The following is an 18,024-nucleotide window of genomic DNA, read 5'->3' as shown; positions in this document are numbered from 1 at the left end:
ATGGTATAAAGCGATAAAATGAGCTAATTTTAAAGGATCCTTGCACATGACTTTTCGGGACTTCTTTATCATCACTACTTGGTGGGGAAAAATTATTGGCGCATGTTTTGGCTATTTAATTGCCGGACCTACGGGAACACTCTTTGGTCTTTTAATAGGTAATTTTTTTGACAGAGGTTTATCCCAATACTATTCCAACCCTCATTGGTTCTATTACAGTGAAAAACGCGAAGCCGTCCAAAAGACTTTTTTTGAAGCGACCTTTTCCATTATGGGACATTTGGCCAAAGCTGATGGTCGCGTAACCGAGAAAGAGCTAAACATTGCGCGTCAATTTATGGAGGAAATGCGTTTAAGCAAGGAACAAAAAAACTTAGCAAAACGTTTATTTAATGAAGGCAAACAACTCCATTTTAATCTAAATGAGATTCTCGAAAAACTAAAAAAATCCTGTAAAGATAATCGAGATTTACTGAGGTTATTTCTCGATATTCAATATCGCGCAGCCCTCACTGATGGTCTTAGTGCAAAAAAAATACAACTTTTGGATATTATTTTTTCCAAACTGGATTTTGCACCACTTCATAAACAGTATCGTTTTTATGAAGATTTTGGGAGAAGCTCTTCCTATGATGAGCAACCCCATAATAACGAGCAACAATCACAACAATATTCATCTTCTGAATCCTACTCTTCGTACAGCAGATATAATTATCAATCCACTAAAACAAATTTGGATTATGCTTATGCTCTTCTGGAAATATCACCTAATGCAAGCAAACAAGAAGTAAAACGTGCTTATAGGCGTTTATTAAGCCGAAATCACCCTGATAAATTAATTGCGCAAGGATTACCTCAAGAAATGATTAAAATGGCCAATGAAAAAACTCAAAAAATAGTAAAGGCATATGAGTTAATTTGCTCCGATAAAGGTTGGTAGATATCCATTCAAGAGGACCGCTTGCCTCTTGAGGAAGGACTTAATTTGAGTTTCTGAAATTATTTCTCTTGTTTACGCTTAAACCCTAATGCTCGTAAACGCTGATCCACTGTAGGATGGGTTGCAAAAGCAGTGTTAAGTGACTTCACAGGATCAATATCTGAAGGGTCAAAAAGATAGGAAGCATGCCTTACTTGTTCATGAGGCGTATTACCGTACTCGTCTGCATAACGTGTTGCATATTGCTTATGATCCACACTTATTTTCAATAAAGCTCGAGCCAAAGGCTCATTATTACGCATTAACTCCACACATCCAGCATCCGCCATATATTCGCGGGTTCGGCTTAAAAACAATGTCAATAAGACTGTAATTAAAGGCACAAGATAACGCAGAATTATAATAACCATAACCAATCGATTATCTTCACGTCGCTCATCATTACCTCTAAAAAGGACGGAATAAAATAAAACATCAACAGCCATTAAAAGAATATTACTCAAGATGGCAACGGTTAAAGTTAATCGAATATCAAGGTGGCGAATATGGCTGAGTTCATGGGCCATCACTGCTTGTACTTCTGCTCTATCTAGCTTTTCTATTAAGCCTCGAGTAATTGCTACCATTGCCGATTTTTCACTATAACCACTTGCAAAAGCGTTCATATAATCCGCTTCAATAATGAATACTCGGGGCATGTAGTCTAAACCAGCAGCAATCTGCATTTCTTCTACAACATTATAGAGTTGCTGTTCTTGTAAATTAGTGGCCGTTTCTGGAGTAATTTCTCGATAATCAGTACCCAATAACATAATCCGATCATAAAATGCATACGTAATGATTAATGAAACTACCGCAAAACCAACCATAAGAATGATGCCATAAGGAATAACTTGTAGCCGAAGCAATGCAAGAACACTTTGCTCCAGAGTAATATGAGGAAAATAAAGCGCTTGTAATATAGCAACATCGGCAACGCAGCCAACAACAAAATAAATTCCAATATAAAACATCATCACCAATAATGTCTTGTGCTTATTTCGCCGAATTTGCTCGCGCCAATCTACACCTTCACTATCATAATCTTCAAGACTCATATTCTAAACTCAAAATTTTACGGTATAGTCTTCTTTAACTTTAATCTGCTCCTCAGAAAGTCCCCAATAAACAAAATCCTTATCTAAAGAAGAAGAAAATATTGATACTATTATTGATTCAAAAAATGATTTTTTCTTCGCATTATAACGCTCTATAGCGTCGTTATATGCTTGTTTTGAATAGGCTAATTTATTTTCGGTGTTCACTATTTCCTCTTGTAATTGCATCACATTTTGACTTGCTTTCAAATCAGGATATCTCTCAAATACTACATTCAGGCCCGATGCAATTTGTGAGATTTGGTTTTCTGCAGCAATACGTCCCTGTTCATCTCCTGAAGCTTTTGCTGCTTGAGCTTGATTCCGTAAAGCGACTACATCTTTTAAAGTAGTTTGTTCGTAATCCATATATTTTTTTACAGCCTCAATCAAAGATTCAAATACTTTAAATCGACGATCCAATTGGATATCGATTTGTTTTTTATCATTATTTATTGCTTCAATAAATTGAATTAGAGTATTGTAGATACTAATAGCCCATATCAAGATAAGTACTACTATAACTATCAGAACAATAAAAAAAGTACTCATTTTTATTCCTATGCAAAATTTCCTACAATTAAGTTATAGACCGAAAATTGTAAAAAAAACAGTGTAGCTAAGGTGATGTTTCTACACTTTTATCTATTTTTAGTAAAGAAAATAATTGAATTAATCCTGTAAAATAGAGTTGCCTATCAACGGACTATAAAATGAGATAAATCAATGAATAAAAGTAAACTAGGATGGTGTATCCATTTTTTATCTTACTATTTATGTTGGATAGCTTGCTTTTATTTTGCAGCACAAAACAAAATATACCTTGGACCGATTATTGGTTTTTTGATTATTGCCGTACAAATTAGTTGGCAATTTATTAATCGCCTGCCTTACTTAAAAGCGCTTTATTTTGCCCTTTTTATGGGCTTAATTGGTTCCATTACCGATACAATTTGGTTGCATCAAAACTATATTTATTTTAAAGCAAACCCTTTTGCCCCTTATTTCACAGCGCCATGGATGATTTGTATTTGGTTAAGCTTTGGCTTAAATTTGATTATTCTTAATGAAAAATTAACACGCTATTATTTCATTTGGTTTTTCTTTGCTCTTTTCTTGATGCCTTTTGCTTACAAAATTGGTGCCCTGTGTCACATAGTAGTTATCGAACAGAGTTATCCCTTTTATTTTTCTGTAGGCATTACTTGGGCCTTACTTTTACCTCTAAGTTTTTACCTGTATCACCATTTAAAAAATTCGTTGCCAGCTTAACTTGATGTTGACTAGATGTGTTACCCTTGTAAAATAGGTTTCAAAAATTGTCCCGTGTAGGAATACTCACATTCAGCCACTTGCTCGGGTGTTCCTGTAGCTATAATACGTCCGCCTTTACTGCCTCCTTCAGGCCCCAGATCAATAATCCAATCTGCTGTTTTAATCACATCCAAATTATGCTCAATAATAATAACGGTGTTCCCCTGCTCGCGCAAACGAAATAGAACGGCCAATAACTGCTTGGTATCGTGAAAGTGTAACCCTGTCGTTGGTTCATCAAGTATGTATAAAGTACTTCCGGTATCACGTTTGGATAATTCACGCGACAACTTGATTCGCTGTGCCTCTCCTCCAGAAAGAGTCGTCGCACTTTGTCCCAGCTTGATGTACGACAAGCCTACATCCATCAAAGTTTGACATTTCCTAGCTAACACAGGAATCGCTGAGAAAAAATGACTCGCATCCTCAACCGTCATTTCTAAAACCTCATGAATATTTTTTCCTTTATATTGGATGTCTAATGTTTCTCTATTATAGCGCTTGCCTTTGCATACATCACAGGAAACGTAAATATCAGGAAGAAAGTGCATTTCAACCTTAATAAGTCCATCTCCTTGACATGCCTCGCAACGGCCACCGCGTACATTAAAACTAAAACGTCCTGGCTGATAGCCGCGAGATCTAGACTCAGGGGTAGCAGCAAATAATTCTCTAATATGGGTAAAGATCCCTGTGTATGTAGCAGGATTAGAACGAGGAGTCCTACCAATTGGACTTTGGTCAATATCGATTACTTTATCGCATAAATTTAATCCCAAAATTTCTTTAGCGGATCCTGGGATATATAAACTCGCTCTATTTAACAAATTTGCTGCACTCGGATATAAGGTATCATTAATCAAACTGGATTTACCTGAACCAGAAACGCCCGTAATGCAGGTTACTAAACCTAAAGGGATACTCACATCAATACCCAGTAAATTATTACAAACCACTCCTTTTAAATGGATCATTCTTTCTGGATTAACGGCTGATCGAGTTATCGGAATGGAAATTGACTGCTTTCCTGATAGATATTGACCCGTTAATGAAGCTGGGTTTTGCATCACCTCTTGAGGTGTACCGCAAGCAACAATTTCACCTCCATGAACTCCTGCACCTGGACCTATATCTAAAACAAAATCAGCATTACGAATAGCGTCTTCATCGTGTTCGACAACAATGACCGTATTTCCTAGATTTCTTAAGTGCATTAAGGTTTTTAATAATCGATCATTGTCACGTTGATGTAAGCCAATGGATGGCTCATCCAGAATATACATCACACCAACAAGTCCTGAACCAATTTGACTGGCTAAACGAATACGTTGTGCTTCTCCCCCTGACAGAGTTTCAGCGCTGCGAGCTAATGAAAGATAATCCAAGCCTACATTAACAAGAAAACCTAAGCGTTCAACAATTTCTTTATTGATTTTTGCTGCAATCTCGCCTTTATATCCCGTCATGCGCAAATTTTTAAAAAAATCATAAGCGTTCTCGATCGAGTAAGCGGTAATTTCAGGTAAATTTTTATTATCAATAAAGACATGGCGTGCTTCAGTACGTAATCTTGCACCCTGGCAACTCAAACAAGGCCTGGATGATAAATATTTGGCAAGCTCTTCACGAATCATTCCTGAATCAGACTCACGATAACGCCGTTGCATGTTAGGGATAATACCCTCAAATGAATGACGCTTTACCATATGTCCGCCACTAGGTCTATGATAATGAAACTCAATGATTTCCTGTCCGCTTCCATATAAAATAATTTGGTGGATTTCTTCAGACAAATCGCAAAATGAGGTATTGGTATCAAACCCATAATGCGCCGCAAGTGATTCTAACATTGAGTAATAATAGGTGGTTTTTTTATCCCAGCCACGAATAGCACCCTCAGCTAAACTTGCCGTTTGATCATGAACCACTCGTTCTGGATCAAAAAATTGATCCACACCTAGTCCATCACAACTAGGACAAGCACCCACTGGATTATTAAAAGAAAAAAGCCTGGGTTCTAATTCACTAAGGCTATAACCACATTCAGAGCATGCAAATTTTGAAGAGAATACCAGTTCATTAAATTGATTATCCATTGATGCCACAAGAGCGAGCCCCTCGGCTAAGTTTAAAGCATTTTCAAATGACTCACTTAATCGTTGGGCAATTTCTGGTCTCACTTTAAACCGATCCACCACTACTTCTATAGTATGTTTTGTACGCAAACCCAATTTAGGCGGAGAATCCAATTCATAAAGTTCGCCATCAATACGGGCTCGTACATAACCTTGAGCTTGTAATTGTTGTAATAGCTGAACCTGCTCCCCCTTACGTTCACGAACTACTGGGGCCAAAATCATCACTTTACTATCAAGAGGTAAAGCCAAAACCTGATCCACCATTTGACTAATGGTTTGTGCATGTAAACTCACATGATGAGTCGGACAACGAGGCTCTCCAACCCGAGCATAAAGTAACCTTAAATAATCATAAATTTCAGTAATAGTCCCTACTGTAGAACGGGGATTATGAGAAGTTGCCTTTTGCTCAATTGAAATTGCGGGGGATAAACCCTCTATAGAATCAACATCAGGCTTTTCCATCATAGCCAAAAATTGTCGGGCATATGCAGATAAAGATTCTACATAACGGCGTTGCCCCTCTGCGTATAAAGTATCAAAAGCTAAAGAAGACTTACCAGAACCAGATAACCCTGTAATGACGATCATTTTATCTCGCGGTAAATCCAAATCGAGATTTTTTAAATTGTGGGTTCTTGCGCCCCGTATAGAGATAGCATGCATATGATTTAATCAATGACTTAAAACAGTCTATTGTCTTTTTACTTAAAGAGGGTAAGAATTATAAGATAATACGATAAAAATGTGGAGCATTTAGCGCAAATATGTATCTGTAATGATAGTTCTTATTTTTAGACTATTTTGAGTCAGGGGTTTGAGTTCACTTTGTATGCATTCTTAATTTATAATTATGCTACAATGAATACATAAATTATTAATTTTGCACTAAAAAAAGGATTTTAAAATGAAATCTCTTTTACAAAAAACACTGCTATTCGTAGTACTTGTTACTTCCTCACTTAACCTTTATGCCCAAACTGATGCTGAAGTGACTCAGTGGGTAAAAAAAATTATCTTAGATACCCTATCGGTAGATTACAATTATAAATCAAGAGAACATTCAGTGTTTCGTAAAAATTATTCAGATAACGCCTGGAATGCTTTGGTCGTATTTTTAGGGGGATATCTAAAAGTCGTGCGAGAACAACATCTTACTCTTCATCCCAAATTTGCTAAGGAACCCTTTATTGAAAGTGAAGGAGTTTCTAATGGAGTTCAGTATTGGCGTGTAGACTCAGTAGTGTTAGTTTCTGAAGTAAATGAGATGGTTGCCTTTTCTATGATAGTAACAAAACCATTTGATCGTTTTATTATTCAAAGCGTTGACATGGTAAAAAAGGATAATCCATGAATCTCCTGACTCGTTTTAAGTTTTTTCTCTGGAAGTTTGGCCATTTTAAAGTACCTATGATTGGCTATTTAAAACCTCGTCTTATCAAACTTAACGATACGGAAATAATTATTTGTTTGCCTTTGAATAGACGAAGTCGTAATCATTTAAATTCGATGTATTTTGGCGCTCTTTCAGTAGGTGCTGATCTCGCCGGAGGTTTGCATGGTTTCTATCATGCAACCAAAAAACAATGTCAGATATCTCTTGCTTTTAAATCCTTTCAAGCACAGTTTTTACGCCGGCCAGAATCAGATGTTTACTTTGTGTGTTCTGAAGGCGCATTAGTTGAAGCAATGATACAAGAGTCAAAAATTACAGGAGAAAGGGTTACTAAACCGATTCATATAAAATCGTTCACCGATTATCCTGTTTTTCATGAAGAAGTTGCGGATTTTATTTTAGAACTCTCAGTGAAAGTTCGTTCTTAAGATTATTGACCTAATCCACATCCAATATGTGCATTCTTAGAAGTAAAAAAATGTTTTTCTAAGTCGATATACCCTCTTCACGCAGATCCAACCTGACTTTTTTACCACTATTCATTGATTTATCGATAGTTTTAGATGAAAATGTTGCCAAACTGAAATATTCTTAATACTGACTTAAGTATTGTTTTATAAAATACTCAAGATTAAATCTTTTGGGTTATCTGTAATGATTGAAGAATATATAAAATTATTAGAGTCATTTAAACGAAACCAAATATCAAAAGTACTAGAACGTATTGATGCAAAACTATTTGAAATTCTTTACAGTAAACACGTTAGCCCACGCTTAATCCCTTTTTTCCCCCGCTATGAACTTTGTTTCATGACTGATGAAACAAAATTAGAACCCGGCAAACTCTATGTTAGGGATCATCAAGGAAAAATTGCTTATTCAGTAATAGCTCCCAATGGTGAGACGATTAAAGATGCGGTCTTAGACGAACTTGCAGCCCCATCTCCTTTTAAATATAGCCTCACCTTAATGTCTGACATGGTGAAGCCTCAAAAAGGCTTCTTTTATGTTCGTATGTTAGATAAGGGATTTGAATATACAGTACTTGATCCCAATGGAAAAACAGTAACAGGCCTCATAACAAAAGAAGAGCTTAAAGTGAATCCGAACTCTAATCTTTCTTTTGAAGATTTAGATTCATTGATGCCTGAAATTATTGATATAACTGCAAAAAAGAAACATACTCATCCCTTTACATTAAATGCACTCAAGCCAAACATACTTTCAGCTGTTGCAAGAAAAGGTCATATTCAATGGGCACCTTTTACTAATTACTCCCTCGATCCTGATAACATTTCTCAAATCAAAAAATTAATTAATGCACTTTATCATGGACGCCAAACTTTTATAGATTTAGAAAATGCAGATGTTAGAAAACAACCTTATACTGATTTGAAATCACTTTGGGATAAAACGGTTGATTCAGCGTATGAAGCAAGCTTTTTGCTCACTCATTTAGATGTCGATTTAAGAGACATGTTTAGTGATGAATTAGCTGTCATATTGCCATTATTTAGTCAAATCCAACATTTTGCAGAAAATCATACGGATGAACAAAAGGCTTTGGTAGAAGCATTACAACCTCAACCATTGGCTTACAATGCAGGTAATGTAGCAGGGATCGCGGTCGATCAATTGCGCCCTCTTGATGGGGATGTAGACTATAATTTTCTAACGCAATTTAGTGCCGTCTTACCCAGTTATATTGGTAAGCTAACCCAGCATATTCAACAGTTTTCATCCCAAATTAAAGAATCAGAACCTAAGCTTAATAAAGAAAAGCTGGACGAGTTACAAAATGCCGCGCTTCACTTATTAAATGATTTAGAGAATTTAAAAGGAAGCAGTGTTTTTGTTTCACTTAAGTTCTTAAATTACATTCATATCATTCGCAATATTATCACCTTATCCATGAGTTCTTTGGAACAAATAGGCGAGCTCAGCGATTCATCCCAAGATTTAGTGCGTGATAAATTAGCTCATTTAAAATATAACCTGATACCCACTTTATTTGGTTTAGTCGACAAAATTGAAGATAATGCCATGCTAAAACCGGGAACGTTGTCAGTTCCCTTAATGGAAAAAGTCAAAGTACTCTATGACGCAATACTTTATCTCCCTAAAAAAGCAGTCGACTTTAAAACTAAAGGAGCGGAACTACTTGAGATTGAAGATCCACGCTTTATTGAATTAAGATTGGAAATGTCCTACAAGCGGATTGATAAGGCTAATAAGGCTTTGTATAAAATCGAAAAAGCGCGGCAAGCCTGTTCTCAATTTTTCGCAACATTAAATGACCCTCGTTATAAAGACTTTCGTATGTATCAGTTCCCCCCAGAAGTAAAAAAAGAACTGATAAAAAATTATAAATTGATTAGTCCCTATATGTCCAAACTGGACATTGATTTAAATGCATTGCTTATTGAAAAACTCGGCGCAGAAAAAGAAGATTGGAACTCTTATCTAAAAAAACCATGGCGTTGGATTCGAAGACAATATCCCACAGACCATATTAGCTTTGTATTAGAAAAACAAAAAGCTATGGAAGATTTAATAACCAAAGCTGAAAACAGTCAGGTTTTTCATATTAAGTTAAACAAAGATCTCATTGAGTCAGTCCACAAAAATACCAAGTTATTTCTATTTCCTTATAGTGAAAAAGAAAGTGTCTATACTCTTGATGAGTCCAGACCACTGCAAATTGAAAAAGACAGCAATAAAAAATCTAAGCTTACAAAAGCTGAATTTCACCGTGTACAAAATGCCTATACTCGCTTTGTCCAACTAGTAAAAAGACAAATAGCAGCACAGCCTGATCTAGAGAACAACCTAGCGTTGCATAAGCTTGAAGATACATTACAAACAGAATGTCACAATTTATATAAAATCTTTCAGCCTTATCTGTGTGCATTTGCCTCACCTCAACATCAAGATGCTGCCAAAAGCCTAGAACAACATTTGACCGATTTTTTCTCAAATAAAACAAATACAAACTCTCCAACGACAAAACTTTTTCTAAATCTTGATAAAAATATCCAGGATTTTTTTAATCAAATTAATTATGAATGGTCTAGCAAAAGTGAACTTCAACAAGCTCAATCTGCTTATACTCGCTTTTCACAACTTATAAAAAAACAAATAGAAGTAAAACCAGAGCTTTATGGCAGCAGCCTACTTCTCACTAATCTTGATGAAGATGTAAAAAAGCAGTGTGAAAATTTGTATCAAATTTTTAAACCTTATTTCAAATTGATGGTATCACCTAAGCTTAAAGATTCCGCACAAAATTTTGAACAATATTTAGCAGACTTATTTGCTAATAAACCCTTGGATATTTTAGACGCGTCACCTACTTCTTTGTTTTTGAGATTGGATAAAGAGGTTCTAGAGTTTTTTGAAAAATCGAAAGAGAAAAAAGATAAAGAATTCTTTACCAAATGGAAAGATAAAAGTGCATTTTATTATGACTTTTCGAAAAAAAGTTTTCTTTCCGAAGACGAATCAAAAAACTTAAAACTGAAGCGCGAGCAAGATGCAAAACTTCATTTTAAAACAGAAAAAAGCAATAAAATACTGCAAAATCCTGAACAATTAAGTGCCGATCAAGCTCTTGATATGTGGCAGTGGTATCTCAATAAACACACTAAATTTTTAGTTGTTCGCAATGCATATCTTCAATTTATAGAACTTATAACACCTCAAATTAACGGAAAAAGATTACTCCTTGATCATCTTGATCCAGAAGTAAAAGAGCAATGCCGTAATCTCTATAGTATTTTTCAACCCTATCTCATTAGTGCTGCTCCAGCAGAAAGAAAAGAAGATACATTAAATTTTGATAAATATATCGTTGCATTATTATTAAATAAGGAGATAAGCAACAAAGATAAGCCCTCGGTACAAACATTCCGAGATCTAGATCGCCATTTTCAAGATTTTTTTAGCAGAACCCATAGAAATTGGCAAAGCAGAGCCCAAACTTATTATGATTTAGCCCAAGAAAAATTTGTTCTTGAAAATGACGCCAATGACCTAGAGCTAGACCCCAAAACAAATAAAAGAGCTCATTATGTTATTTCACATACTAATTACTCAGAAGCCATCCATAAGTTTAGATCATCCTTATTTGAAGTGACAAAATTGTTTAATAAAGCAATGAAAGCGGAATTAACGCCTCGACAGTCAGGGTTACCTTTCCCTGAAATGGAGGATGACAACCGAAGATTAGCGCAAAGTAAACAGGTGTGTGCTTTAAAAGATATATTCAACAGCATGTACCACCTAGAAGGCATTGTTCTTGAATTAGAAAAATTAAATAATAAAAGTGCTAAAAGTCTTTACGTATATTATTTATTACAAGCCTATGGACATGTTAATGAAATCATTAAATTAACCCAGCGCTTAATTGCTGATCCCCACCTCGGATTCATTGCTCGCGAATTACAGGATAAGGCACAAAACCTCTACGCAACCCTCCAAGAGCAATCCGATGCATACCAAGTTGGTCCAGAACAGGTTCCTTATGGCTCCCCTACTGTACAATATAATGCACTTTGGTATGTTCTTAATGCCTTTTATATAGGGCCTAAACACATAAGGGCGTTAAAAAATACGAATTACTTAACTACTGAAGAACTCAACGACTTACATATTCACGCTAAAAAAGCGACTTTATTCATTGAAAACTTAATCAATAGCTCTGACTCCTACTTCAAATTGTTCCTACAAACACCGAACATGATTTATCTGTACCAAGAGCTAACTCAAAAACTCAATGAATTTACAACGACTTCTCACGATGCAGTGCTTAACAACATAAATCAAATGCATTCTACGGTCTTTACTCCTATGCTTCTTGAAGCAGACCTTTGGGAAAATCGATTAGGATTAGAACCCGGGAAACTATCAGAGCCTTTAAGACAAATAACCAATGAATTTTTTAAAGGATTGCTCCACCCATTTGATTTAGACTCCAAAACACATCTATCGCTTGTTTGTGATAAAGCACCATTGAGTAAAAGAACAGTTCTGACGAACAATCAAATTAAAAATGCTAAAAAACGTTTAAAAAATTTAGAGAAAGAATATAAAGATATTGAAGAGTTATATCAACGTTATCTTGTATATCTTGATCCTGAAAGTATTCTTCCATCACAGAAAGAATTAGATAAGGACAAAGAGAACTTACGGGTAGCCTATCAAAAAGCACTCCCTAAAATTGCAAAACTAAAACACGATAAAAAAATTAATATTGAGCCTAGCGAGTATCCAGAGGATCTTGCACTGGATAATCTCTGTAATTTAGGGCTTAAAGATTATGCACCTCATTTCGCTCAAGTCGAAGCATTAATCAAAGCAAGCCACCATTACTATTTAGGTTTAAAAGCAACCCATGAAATGAGACTTGCTACTGCGGAAGAAAAATTAACGTATCTTACTGATTTAGTTAAAGTTCAAGAAAAAGAAAATATTACGTTTGTTGAGCAATATACTACGGAATCCTTTGATAAACATTTTACACTTTACTGCAATCGACACATTGGCCTGCAGTACAGCGACAAAGAATATCAAGCTAAGTTAGAAAAATACTTGCTTAATTTCAGAAATGAAATCATCGCTGAATCAAAAACAGCAAGCGATATTAATTTGAACATACAAAAACGGTTAAAAGAAAAAATTAGTCTTTTTGAAAAAAGACATTATGCCGAATACTATCATCTTGATTCAGTCCGAGTTGCTTTGGCCCAATTCAAAAATTATTTTAGTTATTCTACAGTACAGATACAAAAAAATAATTCTTTATTTGAAAGTGAAACAACCTTAAACCAAAAAAGTAAGTGTATTAAGGATCTTGAAGACATTGCTGAAAATCCCAATTTAGAGGTAAAAGAGCGTTTGGAGCTGATTAAAAATAAAGTTAAAAACCCTAACTTTGAACGCATTATTCTTAAGCATAGACAAACCGATACGTTTAGTTTTAATTTCTTAAAAATATGTTTCTTATCTTTGTTAGAAGCATTGCATTTATATACTCCAACGCGCAAAAAGCTTTTGGATGGGGTTAATAATGCAGTACATCACCCTCCTGAAATAAGTGAACTGACAAAACGTTTTGGCCTGTTTGCTTCTACACCTACAGAGGGCATCAAGAAAAAATATGAAGCACCTGCTCTCATTACAGCACCTACGGCTTAAGATCTATTGACCATGGAGCAAGTTTCGAAAAAACCGCAAAAGGGGAAAATCTGAAAAGCAACAAACCTGGCTAGAAACATCATATTACAGCATAGCTTTCACTAGACCCCCTGCTTTCGCAGAGGGTGACGTCCTACTAAACATCCTCCTTAAAAGGGAGCGTCAATTTTTCCTTAAGTGGAACACCTATGCGCAAAAACGGAAGGTCTAAAAAGCAACAAACCTGGCTAGAAACATCATATTACAGCATAGCTTTCACTAAACCCCCTGCTTTCGCAGAGGGTGACGTCCTACTAAACATCCTCCTTAAAAGGGAGCGTCAATTTTTCCTTAAGTGGAACACCTATGCGCAAAAACGGAAGGTCTAAAAAGCAACAAACCTGGCTAGAAACATCATATACAGCATAGCTTTCACTAGACCCCCTGCTTTCGCAGAGGGTGACGTCCTACTAAACATCCTCCTTAAAAGAGAGCGTCAATTTTTCCTTAAGTGGAACACCTATGCGCAAAAACGGAAGGTCTAAAAAGCAACAAACCTGGCTAGAAACATCATATACAGCATAGCTTTCACTAGACCCCCTGCTTTCGCAGAGGGTGACGTCCTACTAAACATCCTCCTTAAAAGGGAGCGTCAATTTTTCCTTAAGTGGACACCTATGCGCAAAAACGGAAGGTCTAAAAAGCAACAAACCTGGCTAGAAACATCATATTACAGCATAGCTTTCACTAGACCCCCTGCTTTCGCAGAGGGTGACGTCCTACTAAACATCCTCCTTAAAAGGGAGCGTCAATTTTTCCTTAAGTGGACACCTATGCACAAAAGCGGAAGGTCTAAAAAGCAACAATTTTTTAAAATCCTTTTTATATACCCTGCACAAGTTAGAGTTAACTGTAGGAATATTCACGCTGAGAAGCTGGCTCTACTTCTTTAAGTTTATTAATCTCTGCTTTCATTGATTGGACCGTCATTTTTTCCTTTTGTTCATTGCTTAATACAAAATCACAGCGGGTAACACTATATATGGCTTTACGGATAGCATCAAAGCATGATTTTATTTTTTGATTTAAGGGGTTGGTCTCTTTTAAAGTACTTTCTCCTCTTCTTAAAGTTCCTTCAGCATTCTTTATAAACTCATTTAAAGAAGTAGAAGAATGTAATGCATCATCTATTTCCTTTGCATTTTTTATAAGATTTATAGCATTAGTGTATGCTGCGTCCTTTTTTGGATTATCTGTACAGTTTACTTTATCGTTTTTATTTTGCGTTATGTCATTAATTTTTTCATTCAAACGATCAATTTGACCACTGTTTTTATAATGTTTAAGAGTCTCAGAAAGCTCTTTTTTATCCGTCTCCCCAGAAACTAGATTTATGAGCATTTTAACGCCAATTACTCTTAATTTTTTGACTTCCTCTGTCACTGTATCACAATATTCTTTCTTTTGATCCTTGGTCATCTGTAGGTATGACTCCCAATTTTCGAGTATTCCTTCTTGAGCAAAAAGCTGTTGAAGATTGGCGGCTTGACTTTGGGTATAAAATAAATCTAATGGTTGTAAGTTACATTTCTTTAACTCTCCATTTGCCTTTTTTAAATCTTGTGTTTCAATAGCTTTTATTAAATCGTCTCTCACAGCTCTCTCCTAATTGATTCCAACGGTTAGGATAATTTTATTGGAGAGAATCTCTACTTGACCAATTAAATATATTTATGTGTCTTATGAAACTGGCAAATATTTGAGTAATTTCAATGCTCTTATTGTATATATACAATAAAAAATGATTATAAAATATATCTAAATATAGCGCTTATTCAATTCAAATTATAAAAACTCTTCGTCTTCAGGGAATACTTTTTTCGCATGATCTGCGGCTAATAATAAATACATGGAAGGGACAACAAAAAGCGTAAATAAAGTTCCAATCGAAATGCCCATTGCAATAACCAAACCAATATTAAAACGACTTTCTGCTCCTGCACCCGTTGCAAAAATTAAAGGGATTACACCTAATACCATTGCTGCAGTAGTCATTAAAATAGGACGTAACCGTATAGCAGCTGCAGACTTTATTGCCGCTAATTTTTTTTGTCCTTCAGCTTGTAAGTCATTGGCAAATTGAACGATTAAAATACCGTGTTTACTGATCAACCCGATTAAAGTAACAAGACCAACTTCACTGTAAATATTAAGCGTAGCATGGCCGATCCCCAGACTCACAAAAATCATTGCGCCACAAATAGACATAGGGACACTAATCAAAACAATAAGAGGATCGCGGAAACTTTCAAATAAGGCTGATAGTGCCAAAAAGATAATAATTAAAGCAAAGAAAAAGGTAATAATAAGACTAGCTCCTTCTTGAACAAATTGGCGTGATTGGGCACCATAATCAATGTAATAACCTTGAGGTAACGTCTGTTTGGCAATATTGGCCAAAGTCTCTAGCGCATGTCCCATAGTCACTCCAGGAAACGCCACTGCTGAAATGGTTACTGAATTAAGTTGCTGAAAATGGTTTAACGATTCAGGGACAATTTGTCGTTGTAAATCAGCAACAGTTGCCAGCGGTACGGATGCCCCAGAAGAAGTTTTTATATAATAATTCAATAGTTCATCTGGATTTAAGCGACTTTCTCTCTTCACCTGGGGAATCACTTGATAAGAACGACCTGCATAATTAAAATAATTAATATACCCTTCGCTTAAAGCAGACCCAAATAAATTGCCAATATCTTGCATGGTTAAACCAAACTCTGCGATTTTATCGCGATCTAAATTAACCTTGGTTTGAATTTGATCGATTTTGAGATCAGGATCAATATAAGCAAAAATACCCGAACTATAGGCTTTATCTAAAATACTTTGTAACACCACATTTAGATTATCAAATGATTCCGTCGTTGTAATAACAAATTGAATTGGAAGTCCACTCCCTCCTCCTGGTAATGATGGCAGTTGGAAAGCAGCTACTTTAGCGCCAGCAATTTGATCAAGTTCTTTTTGAATCAACGGTTGCAACTGATTTGTTGTTCGCTGACGTTGATCCCAAGGCTTTAAAACCATACCTATAATGGAAGTATTTAATCCCTGAGATCCATCGACTTGAAAAATATGATCGGTTTCAGGATATTTTTTGAAAATTTTGCTTACTTGATTAGCATACATTTTGGTTTGGGCTAACGAAGAATTTGCAGGAGCTGTGACTTGGGAAATGATCACCCCAAGATCTTCTTGTGGCGCTAATTCAGAGGCAGAAGTGATAAAAAGAAAATAATTGCTTGCAAGAATAATCATCGCAAAAACAACCACAACAGACAAATGATTTAAAGTAGAAGCTAAAATTCGCTCATAAAACCGCTCCAATTTTGCAAATAAGCTATCAACATAAACCATAAAACGTCCTTTGACGTTACCATTTCCAATCTTGAGCAACTTGGAGCACATCATCGGTGATAAAGTAAGGGCAATAACTGCGGAAACGGTAACTGCGCCTGCAAGAGAAAAAGCAAATTCCGTAAATAAAGCCCCGGTTAATCCTCCCATAAAACCAATAGGTAGATAAACTGCAATTAAAACAACAGTAATGGCAATAATTGGATTGGCTAATTCACGCGCACCTAACAACGCAGCTCTTAATCGAGTTTGTCCTTCTTCTATATGACGCTGCACGTTTTCCACAACAATAATGGCATCATCAACGACTAAACCAATCGCGAGCACCAAAGCCAATAAAGTAAGAAGATTAATGGAGTATCCCAAAATAAGCATAATCCAGAATGCGCCAATAAGAGACAAAGGAATAGCCACAATTGGAATGAGAACCGAACGTATCGATCCTAAAAATATAAAAATAACCGCGGTGACAATAAGAAATGCTTCTAAAAGGGAAACAATAACTTCATGAATCGATGAATGAACAAATAAACTCGCATCATAAACAATTTTTCCGTTTAAGCCTTGAGGCAATTGTTCCTGAATCGTAGGAAATATTTTTTTTATTTCATCAATTACAGTTAAAAGATTCGCTGAAGGAGCAACCACAATGCCGACATAAACAGCTGTTCGCCCATCAAAGCTCACAGAAGAATTATAGTTTTGTGCTCCCAAAGAAACCGTAGCTACATCTTCCAAATGGATGATAGCTCCATTTTGCGCTTTAATAACCATTTTCTTAAATTGATTCACATCGGTTAAATTAGTACTGGCAGTTAAGTTTTGGATAAACATCTGACCATCAGTACGCCCTACCGCGGAAATGAAATCGTTATTCGCTAATGCCGCGCCAATTTCTGCAGCTGAAATCCCATAACCAGCGAGCTTAACTGGATCCAACCAAGCGCGCAAAGCAAAGGTTTGGTTTCCAAGAATTTGCGCATTTTGTACTCCATTTACTGCTTGAAGTTTAGGCTGTACCACACGAATTATATAATCAGTAATCTTATTGATGGGTAATTCATCGCTATAAAATCCAATATACATGGAGTCGATTGTTTGACCTACTGAAACAGTGATTACTGGTTGTTGTGAATTTTTAGGTAACTGATTTAGCACTGCATTGACTTTAGTCGTAATATCCGAAAGTGCTTTTAATGGATCATAATTAAGGCGAAGATTTACGGTAATTGTACTCGTGCTAGGCGAGCTGATTGATGTCATATAATCAATACCATTCGCTTGAGCAATTGAATTTTCTAAAGGTGTTGTAATAAATCCAGCAATCACATCAGGATCTGCACCAGTATAAGTCGTAGTCACTGTCACAATAGCATTTTGTGTAAATGGATATTGCATGATTGGCAAAGAATTAATCGATCGTAAACCCATCGCTAAAAGCATTAAGCTAATCACTGTAGCCAGTACTGGTCTTTTAATAAAAATGTCGGTATACCGCATTGTTACAAA

The 18,024-nt window shown here is 35.8% G+C and carries 10 protein-coding genes; 5 read left to right on the top strand and 5 right to left on the bottom strand.

Going from position 1 to position 18,024, the window contains the following annotated elements; genetic code table 11:
- The first annotated feature begins 46 nt into the window (after nt 1-46).
- Complete coding sequence (djlA, locus tag DYH34_RS02805) at nt 47-940, top strand: co-chaperone DjlA (RefSeq protein ID WP_058465032.1); 894 nt, start codon at nt 47-49, stop codon at nt 938-940.
- Between the two features lie 59 nt (nt 941-999).
- On the opposite strand, the gene htpX is transcribed toward djlA, so the two are convergent.
- Both htpX and DYH34_RS02795 read right to left on the bottom strand, forming a co-directional pair.
- Entirely contained in the window at nt 1,000-2,037 is a 1,038-nt protein-coding gene (gene htpX / locus DYH34_RS02800) for a zinc metalloprotease HtpX (RefSeq protein WP_058465031.1), read from the bottom strand.
- A gap of 9 nt (nt 2,038-2,046) precedes the next feature.
- The gene (locus DYH34_RS02795) at nt 2,047-2,628 is read right to left on the bottom strand and encodes a LemA family protein (RefSeq protein ID WP_058465030.1); all 582 of its coding nucleotides are present in this window, start codon (nt 2,626-2,628) and stop codon (nt 2,047-2,049) included.
- Nucleotides 2,629-2,802: 174 nt separating this feature from the next.
- Between DYH34_RS02795 and DYH34_RS02790 the strand changes: the two genes are divergently transcribed.
- On the top strand, nt 2,803-3,348 hold the full coding sequence (locus DYH34_RS02790; protein WP_058465029.1) for a DUF2878 family protein: 546 nt from the start codon (nt 2,803-2,805) through the stop codon (nt 3,346-3,348).
- 20 nt (nt 3,349-3,368) lie between these two features.
- Here the strand turns inward: DYH34_RS02790 and uvrA are convergent, their stop codons facing one another.
- On the bottom strand, nt 3,369-6,194 hold the full coding sequence (gene uvrA / locus DYH34_RS02785) for an excinuclease ABC subunit UvrA (protein WP_058465028.1): 2,826 nt from the start codon (nt 6,192-6,194) through the stop codon (nt 3,369-3,371).
- A 241-nt stretch (nt 6,195-6,435) separates the two neighbouring features.
- Here uvrA and DYH34_RS02780 point away from each other — a divergent pair, with 241 nt between their 5' ends.
- From DYH34_RS02780 to DYH34_RS02770, 3 genes are all read left to right on the top strand, one after another.
- A complete protein-coding gene (locus DYH34_RS02780; RefSeq protein WP_058465027.1) occupies nt 6,436-6,882 on the top strand; it encodes a DotI/IcmL/TraM family protein in 447 nt (148 codons plus the stop codon).
- On the top strand, nt 6,879-7,352 hold the full coding sequence (locus DYH34_RS02775) for a hotdog family protein (RefSeq protein ID WP_058465026.1): 474 nt from the start codon (nt 6,879-6,881) through the stop codon (nt 7,350-7,352). Before DYH34_RS02780 ends, DYH34_RS02775 begins: the two co-directional genes overlap by 4 nt.
- Nucleotides 7,353-7,578: 226 nt before the next feature.
- Nucleotides 7,579-13,119 (top strand): hypothetical protein, encoded by a 5,541-nt coding sequence (locus DYH34_RS02770; RefSeq protein WP_058465025.1) that lies wholly within the window; start codon nt 7,579-7,581, stop codon nt 13,117-13,119.
- 885 nt (nt 13,120-14,004) lie between these two features.
- Here DYH34_RS02770 and DYH34_RS02760 read toward each other — a convergent pair.
- Nucleotides 14,005-14,754, bottom strand: a complete 750-nt coding sequence (locus DYH34_RS02760; protein WP_058464810.1) for a hypothetical protein — start codon at nt 14,752-14,754, stop codon at nt 14,005-14,007.
- Between the two features lie 189 nt (nt 14,755-14,943).
- Nucleotides 14,944-18,015 (bottom strand): efflux RND transporter permease subunit, encoded by a 3,072-nt coding sequence (locus tag DYH34_RS02755; protein ID WP_058464809.1) that lies wholly within the window; start codon nt 18,013-18,015, stop codon nt 14,944-14,946.
- Between the last annotated feature and the right edge of the window lie 9 nt (nt 18,016-18,024).

Source organism: Legionella cincinnatiensis, assembly GCF_900452415.1.
Lineage (GTDB): Bacteria > Pseudomonadota > Gammaproteobacteria > Legionellales > Legionellaceae > Legionella > Legionella cincinnatiensis.
The sequence above is the reverse complement of the archived record's forward strand: the minus strand, read 5'-3'. Positions and strand labels throughout refer to the sequence as shown.